The organism is Pantoea sp. PA1, from assembly GCF_056856975.1.
The window spans coordinates 1,462,934-1,487,608 of record NZ_JBXGEE010000001.1; the positions used below are offsets into that span (position 1 = coordinate 1,462,934).

The 24,675-nt window shown below is 57.0% G+C and carries 22 protein-coding genes; 8 read left to right on the plus strand and 14 right to left on the minus strand.

The window, feature by feature from the left end:
• Positions 1-78: 78 nt before the first annotated feature.
• Positions 79-1,077 carry a hypothetical protein gene (locus AC1V0D_RS07170; RefSeq protein WP_265139143.1) on the plus strand — a complete coding sequence of 333 codons (999 nt, stop codon included), beginning with the start codon at positions 79-81 and terminating at the stop codon, positions 1,075-1,077.
• A 668-nt stretch (positions 1,078-1,745) separates the two neighbouring features.
• Here AC1V0D_RS07170 and cutC read toward each other — a convergent pair.
• Positions 1,746-2,498 carry a copper homeostasis protein CutC gene (gene cutC / locus AC1V0D_RS07175; RefSeq protein WP_267369177.1) on the minus strand — a complete coding sequence of 251 codons (753 nt, stop codon included), beginning with the start codon at positions 2,496-2,498 and terminating at the stop codon, positions 1,746-1,748.
• Between the two features lie 85 nt (positions 2,499-2,583).
• Between cutC and AC1V0D_RS07180 the strand changes: the two genes are divergently transcribed.
• Positions 2,584-3,729, plus strand: a complete 1,146-nt coding sequence (locus AC1V0D_RS07180) for a MalY/PatB family protein (RefSeq protein WP_150029844.1) — start codon at positions 2,584-2,586, stop codon at positions 3,727-3,729.
• On the opposite strand, the gene AC1V0D_RS07185 is transcribed toward AC1V0D_RS07180, so the two are convergent.
• Positions 3,726-4,286, minus strand: coding sequence for a VOC family protein (locus AC1V0D_RS07185; protein ID WP_482907167.1), 561 nt, complete (start codon positions 4,284-4,286; stop codon positions 3,726-3,728). The two genes, AC1V0D_RS07180 and AC1V0D_RS07185, sit on opposite strands and share 4 nt — an antisense overlap.
• A 313-nt stretch (positions 4,287-4,599) precedes the next feature.
• On the opposite strand from AC1V0D_RS07185, the gene AC1V0D_RS07190 reads away from it, so the two are divergent.
• The 6 genes from AC1V0D_RS07190 (at position 4,600) to AC1V0D_RS07215 (ending at position 9,701) form a co-directional block, all read left to right on the plus strand.
• Positions 4,600-4,722, plus strand: a complete 123-nt coding sequence (locus AC1V0D_RS07190) for a hypothetical protein (RefSeq protein WP_009089698.1) — start codon at positions 4,600-4,602, stop codon at positions 4,720-4,722.
• 211 nt (positions 4,723-4,933) lie between these two features.
• Entirely contained in the window at positions 4,934-6,664 is a 1,731-nt protein-coding gene (gene argS / locus AC1V0D_RS07195) for an arginine--tRNA ligase (RefSeq protein ID WP_009089696.1), read from the plus strand.
• Positions 6,665-6,747: 83 nt separating this feature from the next.
• A complete protein-coding gene (locus tag AC1V0D_RS07200; RefSeq protein WP_482907168.1) occupies positions 6,748-7,665 on the plus strand; it encodes a LysR family transcriptional regulator in 918 nt (305 codons plus the stop codon).
• Positions 7,666-7,898: 233 nt separating this feature from the next.
• A complete protein-coding gene (locus tag AC1V0D_RS07205) occupies positions 7,899-8,897 on the plus strand; it encodes an aldo/keto reductase (protein ID WP_482907169.1) in 999 nt (332 codons plus the stop codon).
• 51 nt (positions 8,898-8,948) lie between these two features.
• A complete protein-coding gene (locus tag AC1V0D_RS07210) occupies positions 8,949-9,284 on the plus strand; it encodes a type II toxin-antitoxin system RelE/ParE family toxin (protein WP_072052719.1) in 336 nt (111 codons plus the stop codon).
• Positions 9,285-9,368: 84 nt separating this feature from the next.
• Positions 9,369-9,701 carry a HigA family addiction module antitoxin gene (locus AC1V0D_RS07215; RefSeq protein WP_046102057.1) on the plus strand — a complete coding sequence of 111 codons (333 nt, stop codon included), beginning with the start codon at positions 9,369-9,371 and terminating at the stop codon, positions 9,699-9,701.
• A gap of 130 nt (positions 9,702-9,831) precedes the next feature.
• On the opposite strand, the gene flhE is transcribed toward AC1V0D_RS07215, so the two are convergent.
• The 12 genes from flhE to cheA all read right to left on the minus strand — a co-directional run bounded on the left by flhE (position 9,832) and on the right by cheA (position 24,668).
• Positions 9,832-10,224, minus strand: a complete 393-nt coding sequence (gene flhE / locus AC1V0D_RS07220; RefSeq protein ID WP_482907170.1) for a flagellar protein FlhE — start codon at positions 10,222-10,224, stop codon at positions 9,832-9,834.
• Positions 10,224-12,323 (minus strand): flagellar biosynthesis protein FlhA, encoded by a 2,100-nt coding sequence (gene flhA / locus AC1V0D_RS07225; protein WP_046102007.1) that lies wholly within the window; start codon positions 12,321-12,323, stop codon positions 10,224-10,226. Before flhA ends, flhE begins: the two co-directional genes overlap by 1 nt.
• Complete coding sequence (flhB, locus tag AC1V0D_RS07230) at positions 12,316-13,467, minus strand: flagellar biosynthesis protein FlhB (protein WP_046102008.1); 1,152 nt, start codon at positions 13,465-13,467, stop codon at positions 12,316-12,318. The genes flhA and flhB overlap by 8 nt, the downstream gene beginning before the upstream one ends.
• Before the next feature lie 191 nt (positions 13,468-13,658).
• Complete coding sequence (cheZ, locus tag AC1V0D_RS07235; protein WP_009089682.1) at positions 13,659-14,300, minus strand: protein phosphatase CheZ; 642 nt, start codon at positions 14,298-14,300, stop codon at positions 13,659-13,661.
• Between the two features lie 9 nt (positions 14,301-14,309).
• Positions 14,310-14,699, minus strand: a complete 390-nt coding sequence (gene cheY, locus AC1V0D_RS07240; RefSeq protein ID WP_003849158.1) for a chemotaxis response regulator CheY — start codon at positions 14,697-14,699, stop codon at positions 14,310-14,312.
• Positions 14,700-14,738: 39 nt separating this feature from the next.
• On the minus strand, positions 14,739-15,788 hold the full coding sequence (locus tag AC1V0D_RS07245; RefSeq protein WP_009089678.1) for a protein-glutamate methylesterase/protein-glutamine glutaminase: 1,050 nt from the start codon (positions 15,786-15,788) through the stop codon (positions 14,739-14,741).
• Positions 15,788-16,660 carry a protein-glutamate O-methyltransferase CheR gene (gene cheR, locus AC1V0D_RS07250; protein ID WP_009089677.1) on the minus strand — a complete coding sequence of 291 codons (873 nt, stop codon included), beginning with the start codon at positions 16,658-16,660 and terminating at the stop codon, positions 15,788-15,790. The genes AC1V0D_RS07245 and cheR overlap by 1 nt, the downstream gene beginning before the upstream one ends.
• Before the next feature lie 78 nt (positions 16,661-16,738).
• Entirely contained in the window at positions 16,739-18,415 is a 1,677-nt protein-coding gene (locus tag AC1V0D_RS07255; RefSeq protein WP_046102009.1) for a methyl-accepting chemotaxis protein, read from the minus strand.
• Positions 18,416-18,519: 104 nt separating this feature from the next.
• Complete coding sequence (locus tag AC1V0D_RS07260) at positions 18,520-20,082, minus strand: methyl-accepting chemotaxis protein (protein WP_150029838.1); 1,563 nt, start codon at positions 20,080-20,082, stop codon at positions 18,520-18,522.
• Positions 20,083-20,325: 243 nt separating this feature from the next.
• Complete coding sequence (locus AC1V0D_RS07265; protein WP_482907171.1) at positions 20,326-21,999, minus strand: methyl-accepting chemotaxis protein; 1,674 nt, start codon at positions 21,997-21,999, stop codon at positions 20,326-20,328.
• Positions 22,000-22,161: 162 nt separating this feature from the next.
• Entirely contained in the window at positions 22,162-22,656 is a 495-nt protein-coding gene (gene cheW, locus AC1V0D_RS07270) for a chemotaxis protein CheW (RefSeq protein WP_009089670.1), read from the minus strand.
• 23 nt (positions 22,657-22,679) lie between these two features.
• Positions 22,680-24,668 carry a chemotaxis protein CheA gene (gene cheA, locus AC1V0D_RS07275; RefSeq protein ID WP_190311354.1) on the minus strand — a complete coding sequence of 663 codons (1,989 nt, stop codon included), beginning with the start codon at positions 24,666-24,668 and terminating at the stop codon, positions 22,680-22,682.
• Positions 24,669-24,675 lie beyond the last annotated feature (7 nt).

Here is a 24,675-nt window from a genome sequence, read left to right on the forward strand (position 1 = left end):
GCTTTTTATCCATACCGGTACTGCCGTCTGTCTGTATTACTCATCATGTCGGGTTTATAACGAACGGAGAAAGGAATCATGGCGCGTAATATTGCCCCCGGATATTGTGTTGTGGAGAGACCCGGAACACTGGAATACCAGGCGCGAGAATTGTTCAGGGACGTTCAATCTCCAGCAGTCAGCCTGTTTATGAAACTTAATGCAGATACCCGCTATCTTAAGCCTGGGCAGATTCTGATTGTCGCTGATCCAGAGACACCCGCTCAAATCACCCTGCAAATGTTGCATTCACTCAGGCAGGCGAAAGACAAGACCAATAACGCCTTTACAGGGATTGATGGTGACGATGCCAGTTTTCTGCAAAAGCATTACGGTCTGATTGCCGCTTTGACTGGCGCGGGAGATAAGATTTTCAGCACAGCAGGCGATGCCGGTGAAAGATACTTCAGAGCCATTGAGCAAACTTTGACGAAAATTGAGGCCAGTTATCAGAATCAGTTCCGTTCGCAGGGAACGCTCATCAGCCAGCAGTTTTTCCTCGAGCGTAATCAGTTGCTAAACCAGCTTAGAGAACTGGTCAATAAGCCACTGTTAAAATCACTATCACGTTCTGTCGTTAAGTTCCGACAGTACGAAAATCTGAAGCGAGCCTTAAATCTTTCCAGTCGTTCAATCGTGCATGAGTGGTCAACGGTGGGCCTGGGCGGCATTCCCGGTTATTCATTCTATGTAGGCAATGCAGCCAGAGCGGCGCGATTCCTCAAATCCGGAGGATATATCGGAATAGGCTTTGCCTTTTTAGGAACCACAAACGAAGTCGCTAATGCCTGCAAGATTGGGCGAGAAGGTGAATGCAGTAAGATAGCATTTAAGGAATACGCTAAATTTGCCAGTGGTACATTTTCTGGCATGGCTGGAGGCACACTGGGTGCATCTGCTGGTATGGGCGTTTGCTTTGCAGCAGGTATAGTTACCGCTGGTGCCGGGGGGGTTGCCTGTGCTGCAGTGGGTTCGCTAGTCGGCGGGACCGCTGCAAGTGCAGTAAACGATTATTTTATGGATATGTGGTTACAATAATATGGAAAATAGGCTTTTTTATCTCGCTATGGGCTGTGCCCTTGTGCCTTTCTTTATTACCATTATACAGTTCGTGATCTTTTCCATTAACAAAGAGAAATATGAATCTTTGTTATCTTTTTACCATGATGCCAGGTTTGAATTACCACCCCTTTACAGGTTTTATGGGTCTATGGGTTTTTTGGGGTCGTTTGGTATGTCCTATTTCTTCTCAAGACTCAGAAAAGGAAAAAAGGTCATTTTTCAGCCCAGACAACACGTCGCTATTACCGAGCATCTGAAAGGCATGAACTACAACCTCACTGGATGGATTGATAATTACTATTACCTTTCACTCTTATCGCTGTTTTTGTATGCCGTTTTTTTAATAATTTCTTTAGTGAAAGCTATCATCACACAATTCTGAAACCCGCCTTTATCAGACGCAAAAAGAGCCAGAAAGTCATACGTGTAATACATAGTCCTGGCCTTACTTGTACAGACTATCCAGCCAGAGACAGGTAGTGCGTTTTAAAGAAACCTCAGGCTTTTACAAAGCCTGAGCCGACGCTAATTTGATCCTAAACCTTAATTTCAGACAAAAAGAACCCCAGCAAGCATACTGGGGTTTGGTACTTGCAAACACCACGTCAATGATCGGCGTGCTGCGCGGCAAAATCTGTTGTAGCTCAGGCGACCCGGACGCTGCTCATCTGCATCACGCTTTTCATCGCCTCAACCACATCGCCGTCGACGCAGTAGCGGCTGAACTCGTCGGTTTCGGCTTCTGAACACATAGAAACACCCGCTTTGCGGTAGCGCATCGGCGAGGCCATCAGGCGGCTGGCCGAGCTGTGAACTTCGCGAATGCCCATATCGAGAAACTTTTGCAGGTTGCTGAGACGAACCCCGGCACCCGCCATAATAGTAGGACCCTTGCTGGTCTCATTAAGTTCCCGGAGTAATGCAATTCCGTTTTCGGCGCTTTGCTGCTGCCCGGAGGTCAGAATCCGTGCCACCCCCAGATCGGTTAATGTTTCCAGGGCGCGCTTAGGGCTGTGACAGAGATCGAAGGCCCGATGAAAGGTGACGCTCAGGCCATCACACAGCGCCATAATCTGACGCATCTGCCCCTGATGAATATGGGCATCTTCATCCAGCATACCAATCACCAGCCCCGGGAAACCGAGTTCACGGATCAGCGCCACGTCCGATTTCATCGCTTCAAATTCACGTGCGGTGTAACAAAAATCGCCCCCGCGTGGCCGGACAATAGGATGAACCGGAATCGAAACCGCCTGACGGGCCACCTTCAGCATCCCCGCAGACGGGGTCAGACCGCCTTCGCGCGGGGCGGCACAGAGTTCAACCCGATCGGCACCCGCCTGTTGTGCGGTCACGGCGCAGTCCACGCCATAGCAGCAAATTTCCAGTGTGGTCATTCTCTTCTCCTTTACATGACTCTGGTTCAAGGCAGATTCATCAGTTAGTCTGGCTGCTGGAATGAGTTTACCGGGAAAGTTAACTATGGCATTCAATTTCGACCAACGGATAGACCGCCGTCACAGCGATAGTCTCAAATGGAACAAATATGCGGACCAGGACATTCTGCCGTTGTGGGTCGCGGATACCGATTTCCGATCGCCGGATTGCATCATCAACGCGATAAAAGCCCGTGCCGAACATGGGATTTTTGGTTACGGCGACACGCCCGTTGAGTTTATCGACAGCGCGATCGCCTGGCTTGCCTCACGCTATCAGTGGCACGTAAATCCGGAGTGGATTGTGGTACTGCCCGGCGTGGTGAGCGGGCTGAACCTGGCTGTCCGTGCCTTTACGGCCTCAGACGAACGCACGATAGCGCCGACCCCGATTTATCCCCCGTTTCGCGGGGCGTCAAAGCTGGCGGAGCGCACTCAGCTGAATCTGCCGCTGACCCTGAACGCGGGACGCTGGCTGCTCGATCTGACGGCAGCTGAGGGTGAGATGACGGGCAGCGAGCGGCTGTTAATGCTCTGCAATCCGCAGAATCCGGGCGGCACCGTCTATCGCCGGGATGAACTGCTGGCGCAGCTCGCCTTTGCGCAGAAGCACGATTTGATTGTCTGCTCTGACGAGATCCACAGCGATCTGCTGCTGGAGCCGGGTGTTCAGCACATCCCGTTTGCCAGCCTGAGCGAAGACGCCGCGCAGCGCAGCGTAACCCTGATGTCGCCGTCCAAAACCTTTAATATTGCCGGGCTTGGCGCATCCATCGCCATTATTCCGAATCCCGAACTGCGCGCGCGTTTTACGCGGTTGCGGCGCGGCATTGTGCCTGATGTCGATATTCTGGCGATTACGGCAGCGGCGGCGGCGTGGCGCGAGGGTGAATCCTGGCTGGACGCGCAGAACCTCTACCTGCGCAGCAACCGCGACTGGCTGGTGTCGCAGGTCAATAAAATGACCGGTCTGTCACTCGCCGCGCCGGAAGCCACCTACCTGGCCTGGATCGACGCCAGCGAACTGGGCGTCGCCAGCCCGGCGCTCTACTTCGAAAAACACGGTCTGGGCTTAACCGCAGGCCGCGAATTTGGCAATGACCAGTTTGTCCGGCTCAATTTCGGCTGCACGCGCGCGCTGCTTGACGAGGCGGTCGCCCGCCTGAAACGCGCGGTCGCCGCCCGGATTTAGTTCTGCTCGCTGGCGACAATCTCTTCCAGTCGCCACGGATGAAACTTGATTGTCGTCTGTCCATCCGTCACCGCCAGCGTCGGATTGGGCAGGCGCTCATTCTCTCCCTTCGGCGCGCTGGTTTTAAACGAAATGCCCGGCTGCGTCAGTGCCGCGTCAGAGAGCAAGGCCATTGCGCGCATGCCCAGCGACTCAGGATCGCCGCGTAACACGACCTCAACGTGTTCCCAGCCTTCATGGCTATAGCGCTTTTCACCCGGCCACGGCAGTTCCACCACATCAATCTGACACCCTGCCACGGTTAAGGGTTGATCGAGCTTAAACAGACAAATCGGTCGCCCGTTGATGACGGCGGAGGAAAATTCTGTGCCCATCTGCTGCAGACCCTTCTGCCAGCGTGCCGCCGTGGTGTCCTGATGACAGCGCACCGCAATATGGTCGATTTCGTGATCGTAAAGAGACAAACCCAGGCGCTGCGCAAAGTTTTGCAACGATTCTTCAAAACGCTCTAAATCTGACTTTAAATCATCCAATTCTGCCGGAAAAGTATGCTTCACAACCCTCATTCCTCTCTCTTTATTTAACTTTTGTGACCAGTCTGCTTTATTGTGCGCCGGGAGTTAAGCGTAATAAATGATAAGATTCATCTTATTTGACCGGAAATTTAACGCAAAACCGCATAATAACATCTTTCATTTCGGATTTATCTCCTGTTTAGGACCATGAGTTCCTTGATGAAGTTATATTAAATATATGATTAAATTAGACTTCTTTATTACAATAAGATAACTCTCATTTCAAACCCAATCAATTGCAGCTCTCCCTGCCTTCCTATAAATTTGACCTAACACAACCAAAAGGAATGGCTCTATGTCTATGCTCATCGTTGTCGCTGTCCTGATCGCACTGATGGGATTTGCAATTTCCCGCCACTGGAAGGTGCGTGAAGATAAAAGCGTTAAGAACCCTCGCCGTCATCTGAGACGTCGTTAATGCCTCCGGGAAACATCTTCTCTGGCTCTGTTTCCCCGCTTCATCCAGCTACTGACGCCCACTGACATTTCACGTATACTTTCCCCCTCATTTTTTTCCGTTTTGTCTGCCTCATCCGTTTCTGCCCGTCCGTGACGCGATGCTGTCAGGCAAGATGATGACAGTCCGGCTTAGCAGGCTCGGGCGTTGTTCAGCTTATGAAGGTAACTCGGTGAATATTCAGGCACTTCTTTCCGCAAAAGTCAGTCAGGCAATGGTTTTAGCCGGCGCACCCGCCGATTGCGAACCGCAGGTTCGTCAGTCCGCCAGGGTCCAGTTTGGAGACTATCAGGCCAACGGTATTATGGCCGTGGCGAAAAAGCTGGGACAGGCTCCGCGACAATTAGCGGAAGCGGTGATCCAGCATCTCGACCTGACCGGCATCGCCAGCAAAGTCGAAATCGCCGGACCGGGCTTCATCAATATTTTCCTTGACCACGCCTGGCTGGCGAAGCATGCCCGTGAAGCCCTGAGTCTGCCGCGTCTGGGCGTGCAGCTGGCTGAGCCTCAGACGATCGTAGTCGACTACTCTGCGCCTAACGTCGCCAAAGAGATGCACGTGGGCCACGTCCGTTCCACCATCATTGGTGATGCCGCCGTTCGTACGCTGGAGTTTCTCGGTCATCGGGTGATCCGTGCGAACCACGTCGGCGACTGGGGCACTCAGTTCGGCATGCTGATCGCGTTCCTGGAAAAGCAGCAGAACGAGAATCACGCAGAGATGGCGCTGGCCGATCTCGAAGCCTTCTACCGTGAAGCCAAGCGCACCTATGACGAAGATCCTGAGTTTGCCGAGCGCGCACGCAGCTACGTGGTAAAATTACAGGGTGGCGATCCTTACTGCCGTGAGATGTGGAAGAAGCTGGTCGACATCACGATGAGTCAGAACCAGAAGATTTATGACCGCATGAACGTCACCCTGACCCGCGACGATGTGATGGGTGAGAGTCTTTACAACGATATGCTGCCTGGCATCGTGGCTGACCTGAAACAGAAAGGGTTAGCCGTGGAGAGTGAAGGCGCGACCGTGGTGTTCCTGGATGAGTTCCAGAACAAAGAAGGTGAGCCGATGGGCGTCATCATCCAGAAGAAGGATGGTGGCTACCTCTACACCACGACCGATATCGCCTGTGCGAAATATCGTTATGAGACCCTGAAAGCTGACCGTGTGCTCTACTACATTGACTCCCGTCAGCATCAGCACCTGGTGCAGGCCTGGACTATCGTGCGTAAAGCCGGTTATGTTCCGGAGTCAGTGCCGCTCGAACACCATGCCTTTGGCATGATGCTGGGCAAAGATGGCCGTCCGTTCAAAACCCGCAGCGGTGGCACCATCAAGCTTTCCGACCTTCTGGATGAAGCTTATCAGCGTGCTTACACGCTGGTGCGCGAGAAGAACCCGGAGATGAGCGAAGCGGAAGTCAAAACGCTGGCGGAAGTGGTCGGGATCAGCGCGGTGAAATATGCCGATCTTTCCAAGAGCCGCACCACCGACTATATCTTCGACTGGGACAACATGCTGGCCTTCGAGGGTAACACGGCGCCCTATATGCAGTATGCCTACACCCGCGTACTCTCGGTGTTCCGCAAGGCGGGTATTGATGCCGATTCGCTGGATGCAGAGATTGTCATCAGCGAAGAGCGCGAAGCCCAGCTGGCGACCCGCCTGCTGCAGTTCGAAGAGATCATCACTCAGGTTGCCCGTGACGGCACTCCCCATGTGATGTGTGCCTATCTCTACGATCTGGCCGGTCTTTTCTCCGGCTTCTACGAGCACTGCCCGATCCTGACGGCAGAGTCAGAGTCAACCCGCCTGAGCCGGCTGCAGCTGGCTGCACTGACCGCGAAGACGCTGAAGCAGGGTCTGGATACGCTGGGCATCGACACCGTCGAGCGCATGTAATCGTCGCGACGGAGAGGGCCTTCCCTCTCCGTCGCTGACCCCGCCTGCCTTATTTCCCCTTCTCTGAGTGGCAGAACGACCTCATGTCTGTAGCAGCGCATCTCATCAGCCGTCACCTCCCTGCGGTAAAGCAGTTGCAATGCTTTCTGGCGGTCGCGCATGAGCTCAACTTTCGCCGGGCCGCCGAACGCCTCAGAATGACGCAGCCTCCCCTGACCCGCCAGATTCAGAGTCTGGAAGATCTGCTGGGGCAGCCGCTCTTCAGCCGGACGCCCCACAAGGTGACGCTCACCGAATACGGGCAGGCCCTGGTTGCTAAAGCGGAAGCGATCCTCATCGCCCTCGAAGCCTTAACCCAGGACGCGGGCCCTGTTGCCTCGCGCCTGCGTATTGGCGTAACCCGAACGCTGAACTTTGAAGCTATCACGCCGCTTAACCAGCAGCTCGTGGCACTTCATGCCAGTGAAGAAATGGAGATGCCCAGCCTGACCTCCGCGCAGCTGCTGCAGAACCTGGCCCGTAACACGCTCGATTTAATCCTCACCGGAGAAAAAGGCGCGGAGGCTGATGAGGCCGTCCATTACGCCTGGGTTTACCGCGAGCCGCTGCTGGTCGTCCTGCCCGCCTCTCATCCTGCCGCACTGGCGGAACAGGTTTCGCCTGAGGCTGTGGCTGACCTGCCCCTGTTCTGGTTTGCGCGCAGTGCCAATCCGCTGTTCTACGACAAATGTGAGCGCTACTTCGCTACGCTTCGCGTGACGCTGAAACGGCAGCGGGAGCCGGAAGATTCACTGCTGATGCTGTCCCATATCGCCAGAGGCAAAGGTTTCGCCCTGATGCCCCGCTCAAAATGTACCTTCAATCAGGCCGGACTCTGCTATCGGCCGCTGAGCGAACGCGCGGCCCGGCACCTGGCAATTGATGTGTATGCCGCTATCCGTGCCGATGAAAAAAACGAGGCGGTTCTCGCAGCGCTGGAAAAATTATCCCCTCAAAAGTAAGCCATTCGGTTAAAAACAGCTGCACTCCATCAGAGAAAATATATTTACGCTGCTCTCAAAAAGAAGCGTTAATTTCCCATTCCCGCCGTTTTCAGTTGTGCAATTAATAACCTCCCCCGTCGCTTATCCGCTTATTTATTCACCTGCCTGATACCTTTCTGGTATTGCCAGAACAGCAATTCATGGCTGCCGGCATGAGTGAAACAATGGCGGCTCACTCACGAGGAGAGACAATGAAAACACGCACGTTATCTCAGGGGCTGGACGTCAGCGCGATCGGTTATGGCGCAATGGGGCTGAGCGAATTTTATGGTCAGACCGACGACCGCCACGCCCTGCAGCTGCTTAACCAGCTACGCGAAACCGGCATCACCTTTATCGACACCGCCGACCTTTATGGCCGCGGCCACAACGAGCAGTTGATCGGTCAGTTTCTCGCCGGGCTGAGCCCGGCCGACCGGCAGACATTTACCGTCGCCACCAAATGTGGCATCGTCCGGCCAGCGGATGAGGCTTATGCCCGCACCATCAATAATGAGCCGGACTACATTATTCGCAGCTGCCACGCGTCGCTGAAACGGCTGGGGGTTGAGCGCATCGACCTGTTCTATCTGCATCGTATCAGTCCGGCGACACCGATTGAGGAGAGCATGGCGTGCCTCAGCAGTCTGGTGCAGCAGGGTAAGATTGCACAGATTGGATTGTGCGAAGCCTCCGCCGCCACGCTGAAGCGGGCGCATGCCGTGCATCCTCTGGCCGCATTACAGACGGAGTATTCACTCTGGACGCGGGACATTGAGGCGGCGATCCTGCCAATGGTGAAACAGCTCGGCATCGGACTGGTGCCCTACTCGCCGCTGGGCAGAGGTTTTCTTACCGGTAAATACCGTAATAACAGCGATTTTACTGCAGACGACTTCCGCAAAAATAATGACCGCTTCCAGCAACAAAATCTCGACCACAATCTCAGCCTTCTTAACGCGATTGCGCCGCTGGCTGAGAAATATCACGCCACCAGCGGGCAGATTGCGCTGGCGTGGTTACTGGCTCAGTATGAAAAAGTGGTGCCGATCCCAGGCACGAAGCAGCTCGTCTGGCTTCATGAAAATGCCGGGGCCGCAGAGATTGAACTGGAAGAGGCCGATGTCCGGCTGCTGAATGGCCTGCATCAGCAGATTGAGGTCAAAGGTGGCCGCTACTCTGAGGAGGGAATGAAGGGGGTAAATGGCTGACCCCGATTAGCACTTGCGCACTGTGCAGCGGTGCACTAAGCTGATTTCAACATGATACAGGGAGGTCATGATGTGGCAACGTTAAGGAACATCGACAGTTTCAGGGATGAATGGCTCAGGGACTTTTTTTTATATGGGAAACATTCCGGAAAAATCCCGATGACACTCTCATCAGCCCTGGCCAGAAAGCTCGATATTATTAATGCCGCGGTAAACTATCAGGATCTGAGATCACCACCAGGCAATCGTTATGAGGAGCTGAACCCACCCCTGAAAGGATATGCGGCAATCAGAGTCAATGAGCAATACCGGCTGATTTTCAAATGGATCGACGGTAAGGCTGTTGATCTCTATCTGGACCCGCATAGTTACAAAAGACACAAATGATAATCACCAGACATCCTGATGTCGGACGCTGCCACCCTGCCGGCAGCTTCATCAGACGCTGAAAGAGATGAAGAGAGCAACGATATGAATCAGGCGACCCGAAAACCGACCACTGTTGGCGACGTGTTACTTTACGAATACCTGGAGCCAGCTGGCCTGAAAATTCTTGATTTAGCAGAGATGCTGAAGGTACACCGTAACACCGTCAGCGCTCTGGTGAACAATAACAGGAAGCTGACACCGGATATGGCTTTCAGACTGGCTGCGGCCTTTGAGACCAGTGTGGAGTTCTGGCTTAACCTGCAGAACAGTGTTGATGTCTGGGAAGTGATGCACGATGCACGCGCTCAGGAGGAGATCAGTCGCGTAACCCCGCTGAAGACGTTTCTGGCGCAGAAAGAGAATCAGGTGGCGTGAAAGTGAAGAATGTCGCCCTGACGGCGCGTTTACAGGCAAATCTTTCAACGGACACCAGGGCCGCGCTGAGCGCGCCCTGATATCACATCTCCCGGACCTCAGGCTTCTTTCAGGCTCTCCGGTAACCGCCCTACTCGTAGTTGACCATCACTTCGCTGCTGACCACCCGCAAACCTGGCGGCAGCGCCCCGCTTCCGGCAAAACCAAACACCATATGCAGCGGTTCATCGGCACTCAGATGGGCCAGCCCGCGCGTCACGCCACTGGCCCCCTCCAGCGTTGCGCAGCGCTGCACGCCGCAGAGCCGCACCTCCAGACCGGAAGGCGCCGGCCGGCTCAGCTCATAACGCCAGCTGATTACGCTGACCTCACCGCCCACACCGGTGGGGGGGGTCAGCGGCTGCGACCGCATCCAGCTGCCCCGGTTTGCCAGCGGTGGCCCGCTGGCACTGCCACTCCAGGCCCCGCCGGCCGCCTGTGCTATCAGCGGCAGCAGCAACAACAGAACAATTGGCCAGCGCATTATTTGCCTCCGATAGTGGCGGTCATGCGGATCTGGCGGTTGTCGCTCAGCTCCAGATTTGAAATTACCACCAGCTGTGGCAGGTTGCGGCGCAGGAAACGCGCCAGCAGCGCACGCAGCGGATGATTGACCAGCAGCACCGGTGGCGCGCCCAGCATCTCCTGACGCTGCAACGCCGCCTGAGCCTGGCTTAACAGCCGATCGGCCAGCCCCGGCTCCAGCCCGCCGCCACCCTGCAGGGCCTGCAGCAACAGCCGCTCCAGCGTCGAGTCCAGCCCGATCACCTGCACCTCATCATTACCCGGGAACCACTGCTGGGTAATCGCACGGCCCAGCGCCACACGAACGACGCTGGTCAGCTCCTGCGGATCGCTCTGCACCGGCGCATGCTCCGCCAGCGTTTCAATGATGGTTCGCATATCACGAATCGACACCCGCTCAACCAGCAGGTTCTGCAACACTTTATGCAGTGTCGTCAGCGTGATCACACCCGGCACCAGATCCTCGGTCAGCTTCGGCATCTCCTGCGTCACCCGATCCAGCAACTGCTGCGCTTCCTGACGACCAAACAGCTCGCTGGCGTACTGACCAATCAGGTGATTAAGATGGGTCGCGACGACGGTACTGGCTTCCACTACGGTAAAGCCCTGAATCTGCGCCTGCTCTTTCAGCGCGCTGTCAATCCAGACCGCCGCCAGGCCAAAGGCGGGATCGACTGTCGCTTCACCCGGCAGCGAGCCAGCCGCCGTGCCTGGGTTGATCGCCATCCAGCGGCCAGGGTACGCATCCCCGCTGCCAATCTCCACCCCTTTCATCAGAATGCGGTAGCGTGCAGGCGGCAGCTCCATATTGTCGCGAATGTGCACGACCGGCGGCAGGAAACCCACATCCTGAGCGACCTTCTTACGGATACTGCGGATACGCCCCAGCAGCTCGCCATTTTGCTGATGATCGACCATCGGAATCAGGCGGTAGCCCACTTCCATGCCCAGCGTGTCTTCCAGCTGCACATCGGTCCAGGAGGCTTCCGTAGTGGCAGGCGTGTCCGCCGCCGCTTTGTTACTGATGCTGCCTGCACTGTCCACTTTCTTCTTCGGCTGCATTTCGCGGCCGCGCAGCCACCAGGCCAGACCCAGTAAGGCCGCGGTAAACAGCAGGAAGACAAAGTTAGGCATGCCCGGCACCAGGCCCAGCAGACCGATTACCCCGGCGCTGAGCATCAGCACGCGCGGATCTTTGAACAGCTGGGTGACCATCTGCTCGCCCACATCCTGATCGGTGGCGACGCGCGTCACGATAACACCGGCCGCGGTGGAGATAACCAGCGCCGGGATCTGGGCGACCAGACCATCACCGATGGTCAGCAGGGTATAGGTTTCTGCGGCATGACCCACATCCATACCGTGCTGCACCACGCCGACCAGCAGGCCGCCGATGACGTTAATCACCATGATCATGATGCCTGCGATGGCATCCCCGCGAACGAACTTACTGGCACCGTCCATCGAGCCATAAAAGTCCGCTTCCTGGGTCACTTCCGCACGGCGACGCTTGGCCTCATCTTCGCCGATCAGACCGGCGTTGAGGTCGGCATCGATTGCCATCTGCTTACCGGGCATCCCGTCCAGCACAAAGCGCGCGCCAACTTCCGCGATACGCCCGGCACCCTTGGTAATAACCATGAAGTTGATGATGACGAGGATGATAAACACCACAATACCGATGGCGAAGTTTCCGCCCACCAGGAAGTGGCCGAACGCTTCCACCACCTGCCCCGCCGCCGCGGCCCCCGTGTGTCCTTCCATCAGGATGATACGGGTCGACGCGACGTTGAGCGCCAGGCGCAGCAGCGTAGAGAAGAGCAGGATGGTCGGGAATGCCGCAAACTCCAGGGTCCGCTGGGTGAACATCGACACCAGCAGGATCATGATTGACAGCGCAATGTTAAAGGTAAACAGCAGATCGAGGATGAATGGCGGTAAAGGCAGCACCATCATCGACAGGATCATCAGGATCAGCACCGGACCTGCCAGCACCTGCCACTGCATCTCTTTAAAGTTGCCCGGTAAACGTAGTTTTGCGGCCAGGTTGTTAGCCATCGTTTTTGCTCTCTCCTGCAAAGTCCATCTCTGCCGGAACCGGCAGGTTTTTTGGTTTGGCTGGGATCAGGCCGCCTTCACGCTTCCAGCGGCGTGACTGCCAGACCCATGCCAGTACCTCTGCCACGGCAGCATAAAGCGCGCCGGGGATGTGCTGACCAATCTCAGTGTGTCGATACAAAGCACGCGCCAGCGGCGGTGCTTCCAGAACCGGGATGCGGTGCTCCGCGCCCAGTTCACGAATTCTCAGGGCTATCTCGCCTGCGCCTTTGGCGACGACTTTTGGCGCACTCATCTTCTTCTCGTTGTACTGCAGCGCCACCGAGTAGTGCGTCGGGTTGGTGACGATAACGTCAGCTTTCGGCACATCCGCCATCATGCGGCGGCGCGCGGCGGCGCGCATCTGCTGGCGGATACGCCCCTTAACGTGCGGGTCACCCTCCTGCTGCTTATGCTCGTCGCGGATCTCCTGCATCGACATCTTCAGCTTTTTGAAGTGGCTGTAGAGCTGCCAGAAGACGTCATACCCCACCATCGGCACCAGCCCCAGCATCACCAGCGAACAGCAGACGGCGATCATCTCCATGCCGTGGATCAGCGCGTTAATCGGGGCTTCGCTGATCAGCCGCAGCATCTCCGGCCAGTGGCTCCAGATGTACCACCAGCCCACGGCACCGACGAGAATGGTTTTGAGCACGCCTTTAAACAGTTCGGTCCAGGCCTGAGCGGCAAACATCCGCTTGAAACCGGCCATCGGACTCAGTTTTTTCAGGTCGAACTTGATCGATTTGCCACTGAACACGATACCGCCCAGCAGCATGGGGGCGGCAATCGCCACCAGCACCAGCCCGCCCATCAGGGGCAGCAGCGCCATCAGCGCCTGGGTGATCAGTCCGCCGATGTGGCTGACAATGATTTTGTCATCTCTGACCATGCCATGATCAAAGCGGAGGCCGGTGGCCACCATCGCGGCCAGCCGGTGCGCCATCATGTTGCCGCCTACCCACAGGATCATGATGCCGGCCAGCAGCATCAGTAATGACGTCAGTTCGCGCGAACGCGGAATCTGGCCCTCTTCACGCGCTTTCTCAAGTCGGTGGGCCGTGGGCGATTCTGTTTTGTCTTCGTCGCTTTCTTCAGCCACGACAAACCTCAGCTGGCAGGAATTCTGAGCATAGGATGCCAAATCTGGCTTAAGTCAAAGCGGAGATAAGATGGGGAAAAAGGGCGTTCTTTCGGGGATGAATCTGGCAATGGGGAACGGGGCCACCGGAGGGTGACCCTGTTTCAGGGGAGTACAGCGCTGTTGCCCGCCCGCAGGCGGACAACATCGGGTCAGAACCCTAAGCTGTCCAGCAGGTCATCAACCTGATCCTGGTTCGCTACCACGCCCGGAGCATCGGCGTGGATCTGCGGCCCGTTCAGCAGGCTGGTGCCTTCCTGGCGCTTCTCTGCGCTGACTTCTGGCATGTTCTCCAGCAGCACCATCAACAGCTGGCGCTCAATCTCCTGGATCACATCCATCATGCGCTTGATCACCTGACCGGTCAGATCCTGGAAATCCTGCGCCATCATGATGGCCAGCAGCTGTTTGTTGGTGAAGGAGGTATGCTCTGGCACAGCGTCGAGGAATGCACGCGTATCCGTCACCAACTCCCGCGCATCACCCAGTTCAATCGGGTTCTCAAACCACTCATCCCAACGCCCTTTCAGCTGAGTTGCCCCGGCTTCCATTTTATCCTGATGTGGCTGAGCTGCTTCAACACAGTTCAGCGCACGGTCGGCGGCCTGCGCCGTCATCTGCACCACGTAATCCAGACGGTCGCGGGCATCAGGAATAGCTTCAGCGGCATCGGCGATGGCTTTATCCAGCCCCAGCTCGCGCAGGCTGTCGCGCAGCATGCGGGTCAGAGACCCGATGCGACTGATGATGTCGTGTGCCGAGGCATCCATAGTTGGTTTCGGAAGGTCGCTCATCACATCTCCTTACATGCCCAGTTTTTCAAAAATTTTACCCAGCTTCTCTTCCAGGGTAGCGGCGGTGAAAGGCTTCACCACATATCCGCTGGCGCCTGCCTGAGCAGCGGCGATAATGTTCTCTTTCTTCGCTTCTGCGGTCACCATCAACACCGGCAGCGTGCTCATCGCCGCGTCGGCACGAATGGTCTGCAGCAGCTGCAGGCCATCCATGTTTGGCATGTTCCAGTCAGAAATGACGAAGTCGAAACCGCCTGCTTTCAGTTTGCCAAGGGCATCCACACCATCTTCTGCTTCTTCTACGTTATTGAAGCCCAGCTCTTTCAGCAGGTTACGGACAATACGACGCATCGTATTGAAGTCGTCTACTACCAAAAAGCGCATGTTTTTATCAGCCATATCTACTCCTGAGTTGTCTCGCCCGGCAGGACGGGCCTGTTAAATACGCAATGCCTGTCCGGCGCTAATTTTCGCCAGCATGTGCTGGCTGATGTTGCTTAAATCCACGACTTCATTCACACCGCCTGTGGCAATTGCCTCACGCGGCATGCCAAATACCACACAGCTGGCCTCGCTCTGGGCGATGGTCCAGGCTCCCGCCCGGTTCATCTCCAGCATCCCGGCGGCGCCGTCGTTGCCCATTCCGGTGAGGATCACCCCCACCGCATTTCGTCCGGCGTTGATCGCCACCGATTTGAACAGCACATCCACCGACGGTTTGTGCCGGTTAACCGGCGGGCCGTCATTGAGCTTCACAACATAGTTGGCACCGCTTCGGGCCAGCTCCATATGCATCGCGCCTGGCGCGATATAGGCGTGACCCGGCAGAATACGCTCGCCATCTTCCGCCTCTTTCACCGTGATCTGACACAGCTTGTTCAGACGCTCGGCAAAGGAGCGGGTAAAGCCTGGTGGCATGTGCTGGGTAATCAGCAGTGCCGGGCTGGTCGCCGGTAACGGCTGCAGCACATGACGGATCGCTTCGGTGCCGCCGGTAGAGGAGCCAATCGCAATCAGTTTCTCACTACTCAGCAGCGGCCCTGCTTTCAGCGTTACCGGGGCCGGCATCGCGGCGCGGTTATGCAGACGGGCACGGGCCGCGGCGCGGATCTTGTCGCCAATCATCTGGCTGTAAGCCAGCATCCCTTCGCGGATGCCGAGCTGGGGCTTGGTGACGAAATCGACCGCCCCCAGTTCCAGCGCCCGCAGCGTAATCTCGGAGCCTTTTCCGGTCAGCGAGGAGACCATCACGACCGGCATCGGGCGTAACCGCATCAGTTTTTCCAGGAAATCGAGGCCATCCATGCGCGGCATTTCCACATCCAGCGTCAGCACCTGCGGATTGAACTGCTTAATCAAATCGCGGGCGACCAGCGGATCCGGCGCCGTAGCGACCATCTCCATATCCGGATGACTGTTGATGATTTCCGTCATCAGTTGCCGCATCAGCGCAGAGTCATCTACGCACATCACGGTGATTTTGCTCATCATCTTTCCTTCGTCAGTCCATAGACGGTTTGTCCGCGCAGCCAGAACTCTTTACTGATCTGACTGAAGTTCTCTGAGTGACCGGCGAACAGAATGCCGCCCGGCTTCAGCAGCGGGACAAACCGACGCAGAATCTTCTCCTGCGTCTCTTTATCGAAATAGATCATCACATTGCGACAGAATATGGCGTCAAACGGCCCCGGCAGCGCCCACTCGTTAGCCAGCAGGTTAAGCTGGGCGAACGTGACCAGGCCACTGAGCTCAGGGCGCGCCCGCACCATGCCCGCATGCGGCCCGGTTCCGCGCAGGAAGAAGCGCTGCATCTGCGCCGGTGACAGCGTGCGCAGCTCCTCCTGGCGATAGACGCCGGAGACCGCTTTTTCCAGTACCTGGGTGTCGATATCGCTGGCGTGAACCTGAAATTTGCCGGGTCCGGTCCCCAGCGTTTCGGCCAGCGTCATGGCGATCGAATAGGGTTCTTCGCCGGTTGACGCCGCGGTGCTCCAGACGCTGAAGTTGCCCTGGCGCTTACGTGCATGCTCCGCCAGAATCGGGAAGTGATGCGCTTCACGGAAGAACGCGGTCAGGTTGGTCGTCAGGGCGTTAATAAACGCCTGCCACTCGGCACTGTTCGGGTCGGACTCCAGCAGCGCCAGGTAGCGACCAAAATCGTCGATGTTCAGCGTGCGCAGACGGCGAACCAGACGGTTGTAAACCATCTCACGCTTGTGATCGGCCAGTACGATACCGGCACGCTGATAGATCAGCTGGCTGATACGGCGAAAATGCGCATCGGAGAGCGGCAGGCGCTGCACCATCTGTGACAGCAGCGTTGTCGTCTCATTTTGATCTAATATCGTCGATTTTTTCATCTCTGCACCTGGCCCGAACTGAATACATTAACTCTGCTGCGATGTCCGGCCGCGAAACGGCGGCCGGACGACGGGCGATTAAAAGGTTTCCCAGTTGTCGTCACTGCGCGCAGCAGACTGACGGCCAACGGCTAACGGCGCATCAAGCTGTAGGGTTTTTGTCGCCGTTGTCTTGTTAACGGCCTGAGCGACAAATTCTTTACCAATATTGAACACTGAAACCGCCTGTTTTAAGTGACTTGCCTGATCTTCGAGCGCCGCAGCGGCTGCCGCTGACTCTTCGACCAGTGAGGCGTTCTGCTGGGTCACGCGATCCATCTCGGTAACCGCCAGGCCAACCTGGTCGATACCGCGGCTCTGCTCGTCTGACGCAGAGGCGATTTCACCCATGATGTCGGTCACGCGGGTCACCGCGCTGACGATGTTGCTCATGGTGTCACCGGCGCTTTCTACCAGCACCGAGCCGGTGTTCACGCGACTCACGGAATCTTCAATCAGGCCTTTGATCTCTCTTGCGGCCTGGGCGCTGCGCTGCGCCAGGCTGCGCACTTCACCGGCAACCACGGCAAAACCGCGCCCCTGTTCACCCGCACGGGCGGCTTCAACCGCCGCGTTCAGCGCCAGAATGTTGGTCTGGAAGGCGATACCGTCGATGACGCTGGTGATATCGGCAATTTTCTTCGAGCTGCCCGCAATCTCTTTCATGGTGGTGACCACGCCATCCACCACTTTGCCGCCCTGCTGCGCGGTTTCCGAGGCGGTCAGCGCCAGCTTGGACGCCTGACGGGCGTTTTCGGCGTTCTGCTTCACGGTGGCCGTCAGCTGCTCCATACTGGCCGCGGTCTGCTCCAGAGAGGCCGCCTGCTCTTCCGTACGCGAAGAGAGATCGTTGTTGCCGATAGCGATTTCGCTGGCACCGGTGTAGATGGCGTCAGAGCCATCACGCACGGTACGTACGGTTCGCACCAGCTCCTGCTGCATGTGCTGCAGAGAAGTCAGTAACTCACCGATTTCGTTTCGCACGCTAATCTCGATCGGCTGAGTCAGATCGCCACGCGCAATGTGCTGGATATGTTCCATGCTCTGACGCAGCGGACGGATCAGCACCGAGCGCATCACATTCCACACCAGGATAATCATCAGCAGCGTGACTGCCAGCGTGGCAACCACGATGGTGATTGAGCGGGTATAGGCCTGCTGGTTAGCTTCGACACCCTGCTTCGCCAGGACCTGGTTGTACTCAAGCCAGGCGGTGTAATCTTTCTGGAACTTGTCCTGATAGCTCTGGGTGGGCTGATCGACAAAGCCCTTGAAGTTGCCGGTGGTGAAGAAGACCATCAGCTCCGCCAGCGCATCGTGATAGGCCTTGTAGTTCGCCTGCAGTGCCAGGACGTTTTCGGCCGTTTTGCCCTTCTCCGACAGGTTATCGTTGAAGATCTGATAGTTGATTTCCGCCTGTTTCAGCTCTTCACCCGCCAGTGCCACCAGCTCTTTCACGCTGGCACCCGATCCCGCCATCTGCGCATCCTGCAGAAAACGAATACCGGCGCGGTTGAGGGTGTTGCGCGCCTGAACAAGCGAAACCCATGAGGTGCCCATAGCCTGCTGCAGCGTATTCAGACGCTGGTTGTAGGCAAAGTTATCTTTATCTGAACTGACAGTTTTGAAGAACATTCCGCCGGAAAACAGCTGCAGCAGCGCAAACAGCGCCAGCACACACAGCAGGCCGGAAACAACGCGTACTCGACTAAACATAAACACCTCATTGGTTGCGATTCGTTTTGTTTATCGGCGCAACGTGAGGGAACTTTATGGATGGCGACGGCTTTACGCCGTCACCAGAGTCAAAGGAAGGAAAATCAGGCGCGGGAAATTTTGAAAACGGAGACCGCCTGCATCAGTACGCTGGCCTGCTGCTCCAGTGCGGCGGCAGCGGCGGCCGACTCCTCAACCAGCGAGGCGTTCTGCTGCGTGACGCGATCCATCTCGGTCACCGCCTGTCCGACCTGCTCAATACCGCGGCTCTGCTCATCCGATGCCGAGGCGATTTCGCCCATGATGTCGGTGACGCGGGTGACCGCCCCGACGATCTCGCTCATGGTGCTGCCGGCGCTTTCCACCTGCAGTGAACCACTGTTGACGCGCGACACGGAATCTTCGATCAGGCCTTTAATCTCTTTGGCGGCCTGCGCGCTGCGCTGCGCCAGGCTGCGGACTTCACCGGCCACGACCGCAAAACCGCGACCCTGTTCACCGGCTCGCGCTGCTTCCACGGCGGCGTTCAGCGCCAGGATGTTCGTCTGGAAGGCGATGCCATCGATCACGCTGATGATGTCAGCAATTTTCTTCGAGCTGCCTGCGATCTCTTTCATGGTGCTGACCACACCATCAACCACTTTTCCGCCCTGCTGCGCGGTTTCCGAGGCGGTCAGCGCCAGCTGAGAGGCCTGGCGGGCGTTGTCCGCATTCTGCTTCACGGTGGCGGTCAGCTGTTCCATGCTGGCTGCGGTCTGCTCCAGCGAGGCGGCCTGCTCTTCGGTGCGGGCCGACAGATCGTTGTTACCGGCCGCGATTTCGCTGGCGCCGGTAAAGATGGCATCAGAGCCGTCGCGCACATTGCCGACCGTCATCACCAGTGACTGCTGCATCTCATGGATGCCTGCGGCCAGCTGGCTCATCTCGTTGCGGCCTTCAACCACAATCGGCTGTGTCAGATCGCCAGACGCGATAGCGCGAATCTGGGTCAGCAGCTGGTGCAGCGGCTGAATCAGCACCTGACGCAGGCCAAACCAGCAGGCGACGATCACGGCAATGACCGTAACGCCAATCGCGCCCAGCAGCCACATCATCTGGGTAAAGGCACGCTGGTTCTGCGCCATGCCCTGATCGGAAAGCTCAGTCTGACGTTCACGCCATGCGCTGTAACTCTCCTGCATGGCAACCTGCTTCTGCTCGATGTTCTGTTTGAACATCCCTTCCAGATCGCGGGCCTGCAGGCTCGCCACCATCCCTTTCAGCCCTTTTTCATATTGCGCATAATCCGCTTCGAGTCTGTCACGCAGCGCCACTTCCAGGCCCGGCGTGGCAGGCAGATCGTAGTAGACTTTGAAGTGACGATCGGCTTCCGCTAACTGACTGTTAGCGCGGTTCATCAGATCATCCAGCTGACCGCCGTTCATCTGCGCCGCCATGCTGGTCTGCAACCGCAGCATGGCGCGGTTCAGTGTGGTGCGGCTGTTGTTCAGAGAGATATAGGCATCCGTCATCGAGGTGACGTTGCGGTTAGAGACCTGCGACAGTGCAAAAGCCGCTTTGTCATTATTCAGAGCGGACCAGAAAAGGCTGCCAGACATTAACTGGAGCGCGCCAAAGATAACCAGTACGGCGATTAAACTGGTCACCACTTTTATTTTTTTTAACATCTCGTTCCCCTGCAGGTTGATTAAGGTGCAGCGGCTATATCGGCGTGATTACGGGATTAATTAACGCTTTTCGGCACCTGAAGACCGAAAATGGCTTTTGTAATTATTTTTATCAGCGCGGGGCTATCAGTTTGACTTTAGTCAGAAAAATCACGGAGGGCGCTGCGCAGCCCGCAGGATGCGCAGCGTTAAATCGCACGGATCGCCAGTGCGTTTCACTGGCGTGTGGCGTTCTGTCAGCGGTCAGAAGGTTTCCCAGTGGGTGTCACTGACCGGTGCCGTCAGGGCTTTACGTGAGACAGGCAGCGCGGTCACGGGGGCGGCGATCGGCACATGCTTCGTCAGGGTCTGTGGGGCAGCGTCGCGTCTGATTTTAAACAGCGATACGGAGTGGCTTAACCGGCTGGCCTGATCTTCCAGCGAGGCCGCCGCGGCCGCAGACTCCTCTACCAGCGAGGCGTTCTGCTGGGTGACACGATCCATTTCGGTGACCGCCTCCCCCACCTGATCGATTCCCCGACTCTGCTCATCAGAGGCCGAGGCGATTTCGCCCATGATGTCGGTGACGCGTGTCACCGCGCTGACGATATCGTTCATGGTTTCACCGGCGGTGCCGACCAGCTGTGAGCCAATGCTGACCCGGTTGACCGAGTCGTCGATCAGCCCTTTGATCTCTTTGGCCGCCTGGGCGCTGCGCTGCGCCAGGTTGCGCACTTCCCCTGCCACCACCGCAAATCCGCGACCCTGTTCACCGGCGCGGGCCGCTTCCACGGCGGCGTTCAGCGCCAGAATGTTGGTCTGGAAAGCGATGCCATCAATCACGCTGGTGATGTCGGCAATCTTCTTCGAACTACCGGCGATTTCACTCATGGTTTTCACCACCCCATCCACCACGCTGCCGCCTTTTTCTGCGGTTTGCGAGGCACTGAGTGCCAGCTGTGACGCCTGACGGGCGTTTTCGGCGTTCTGTTTCACGGTGGCGGTCAGCTGCTCCATGCTGGCTGCGGTCTGCTCCAGTGAGGCGGCCTGCTGTTCCGTCCGGGCGGAGAGATCATTATTCCCGGCAGAGATCTCACTGGCGCCGGTGAAAATCGCATCTGAGCCATCGCGCACCTGGCTGACGGTACGCACCAGCGACTGCTGCATCTCATGCAGACTGGCGGCAAGCTGCGTCATCTCGTTGCGCCCTTCCACGACGATGGTATGGGTTAAATCACCCCGGGCGATATGCCGGATGTGATCGATGCTCTCATTCAGCGGCGTCAGAACGATTTTACGCAGTCCGGACCAGCAGAGCAGAATCACCGCCAGCACGGCGACCAGAATCGTGCCCAGGATCCACATCATCCGGCTGTAGGCCGCGCTGTTCGCCTCTGCGCCCAGCGAAGCCAGGCGATTCTGATCGGCACGCCACTCACGATAGAGGGTTAAAAAGGCACTCTGACTGGGGGCGACCGGAATTTTACCGGCGGCGGTGAGATCGCCCGCCTGCAGCGCCGTCTGCATGGCACCCAGCGCCCCGGCATAATCCGCGTAGCGCTGGTCGAGCTGGCTGTTAAGTTGCTGATTCTGTCCCGGAGTGTCCGGTGTCTCTTTGAACAGCCGGTAAAAGCCCTCTGCCGACTGCTGGAATCCTTTGCTCTCTTCAAACAGCCCCGCGACGTCGGCAGTTTTGCCCTCCAGTTTGCTGGTGGCGAAACGTAACTGAACACGCGTCAGCAGGACCCGGCTCTGATTCAGGCTGAGATAGGCGTCGTTCAGTGCCTCAGTATTTTTGGCCGCCAGCTGGGAGACCGCGAAACTCTGCTTGTCGTGGCTCAGCGCGGAGTAGAAAACAGAACCGGAGATGGCCTGTAAAAGCCCAAACACCAGCAACACCAGCAACAGACTGGTGACAACACGGATTTTCGTTAACATGATTAACCCTGAAAAAAGTAAGTGATTTGAAGTGACGTCTGAAGTATCGGCAGGAGGAGGCAAAAAATCAGAGGGGCAGACGTGTTTATTATCTGAACAGAAAGGGATAATTACCGGTGAGAATGATCACGGGCCGGTTAAGACCGGCCCGTGATAAAGACATTACGCGCGCAGGTTATCGACCAGCGCCATCTCGTCGCTGCTCAGCAGCTTCTCGATGTCGACCAGAATCAGCATACGCTCGCCGAGCGCACCCAGACCGGTCAGGTATTCGGTAGACATGGTGACCGCGAACTCCGGGGAAGGACGGATCTGATCCTGGGTCAGCGACAGCACATCAGAGACGCCGTCAACCACAATGCCGACCACGCGGTTTTCCAGATTCAGCACGATGACCACGGTGTTGTCATTGTACTCCACATCGGGCTGTGCAAACTTCACGCGCAGATCGATGATCGGCACGATAACGCCGCGCAGGTTGGTTACACCACGGATAAAGTCAGGGGTGTTTGCGATACGGGTAACCTGATCGTAACCGCGGATCTCCTGCACTTTAAGGATATCGATGCCGTACTCTTCGTCGCCCAGCGTGAAAACCAGGAACTCCTGACCTACGGTTTCGCCAGCAATTTTTGTCACGGTTGCCATTCCATTCATGTTATTTACCTTTTCGTTTTCAATCAGGCGGCAGCGCCGGCCACACGTTTTTCACGGTTCAGAGATTGCAGGGCGGAGACATCGACAATCAGCGCGACGCTACCGTCACCCAGAATGGTCGCGGCAGAGATGCCCGGCACCTTGCGATAGTTGCTCTCCAGGTTCTTCACCACCACCTGATGCTGACCAATCAGCTGGTCGACCAGCAGCGCATAGCGTTTGCCCGCGCTCTGCAGGATCACGACGATCCCCTGCGTGGCTTCCGTTTTCGCGCCCTGCACATCAAAGACGTTCCACAGTTCAACCAGCGGCAGATATTCGCCACGCACTTCCAGCACGCACTCGCCACCCGCCAGCGGCTTCAGCTCTTCGGCGCGCGGTTGCAGCGACTCCATCACCGCATTCAGCGGCAGAATGAAGACTTCGTCAGCCACACGAACGGACATGCCGTCGAGGATGGCCAGCGTCAGAGGCAGCAGGATGCGAATGGTGGTGCCTTTGCCCTGCTTCGAGGCGATTTCAACGTGACCGCCCATCTCCTGAATGTTTCGTTTCACCACGTCCATTCCGACGCCGCGTCCGGAAACATCTGTCACCTGCTCTGCGGTGGAGAAGCCTGGCGCGAAGATCAGCATGCCGACCTCTTCATCGCTCATGTTCTCGCTGACCGGCAGGCCGGATGAGAGCGCTTTAGCCAGAATACGTTCACGGTTAAGGCCGGCACCATCGTCGGAGACTTCGATACAGATGTTGCCGCCCTGGTGTTCCGCGGAGAGCGTCAGGTTACCGGTCGCAACCTTGCCAGCCGCCACGCGTTTCTCAGGCGTTTCGATACCGTGGTCCAGGCTGTTACGCACCAGGTGCGTTAACGGGTCGATGATGCGCTCAATCAGGCTCTTATCGAGTTCGGTCGAGCTGCCCAGCAGGGTCAGTTCAACCTCTTTGCCGAGCTTGCTGGCCAGGTCACGCACCAGACGCGGGAAGCGGCTAAAGACATATTCCATTGGCATCATACGAATCGACATCACCGATTCCTGCAGATCGCGGGCATTACGCTCCAGCTGACCCATGCTGTTCAGCAGGTCACCATGCGCGACCGGGTCCAGCTCGCCGGAACGCTGCGCCAGCATGGACTGGGTAATCACCAGCTCGCCCACCAGGTTGATCAGCTGATCAACCTTCTCTACCGCCACGCGGATACTGGTGGATTCGCTTGATTTGGCCGGGGCCGCGGCGCGCTTGCTTTCACGCTTCGCCGGTGCCACCGGCAGTTCGGTGACGCTGGCCGTGTGGACTTCTTCCACCACGGGCGCGGCAACCGCCGCCACCGGTGCGGCAACGGCGTCGTCCGCCTCCGGGAAGCGGATCTGGGCTTCGTCGATGACGAAGCAGAGCACCGCCACGATGTCATCTTTGCCCACGCCATCGATGCAGACATCCAGCGTGGTGCTGCCTTTCTGCACGTTGGTCAGGGTGCCGAGATTGCCCATCTCTTCCAGCATCAGATCGACTTCTTTCTCTTTGAGGTCGATCAGCTGAACACGCAGGCCACTGCTGCTGGTGCTGGTGCTGACAGGTTCTTCACTGACAGGCACCACGCTGACCGGCAGTTCTGCCGGCAGACCTTTAGCCTCCAGCGCCAGCTGGCGCAGTGCTTCACAGATATATTTGAAGCTTTCCGCGTTCGGCTCCTGCGCGGTTTTATATGCATCGAGCTGTTCCTGCATAATATCTTTGGTTTCCAAAAACAGGTTGATGATGTCGGTGCTGAGCTGCATCTCGCCGCGACGAGCACCATCCAGAATGTTTTCCAGGATGTGAGTCGTTTCCTGTAATACCGTAAAACCAAAGGTTCCGGCCCCACCCTTTATGGAGTGAGCGGCACGGAAGATGGCGTTGAGCTGTTCAGAATCTGGCTCCTGCGGGTCAAGGCCCAGCAGGTGTTGTTCCATATCCGCTAATAGCTCATCGGCTTCATCAAAAAACGTCTGGTAAAAATCGCTGATGTCCATACTCACG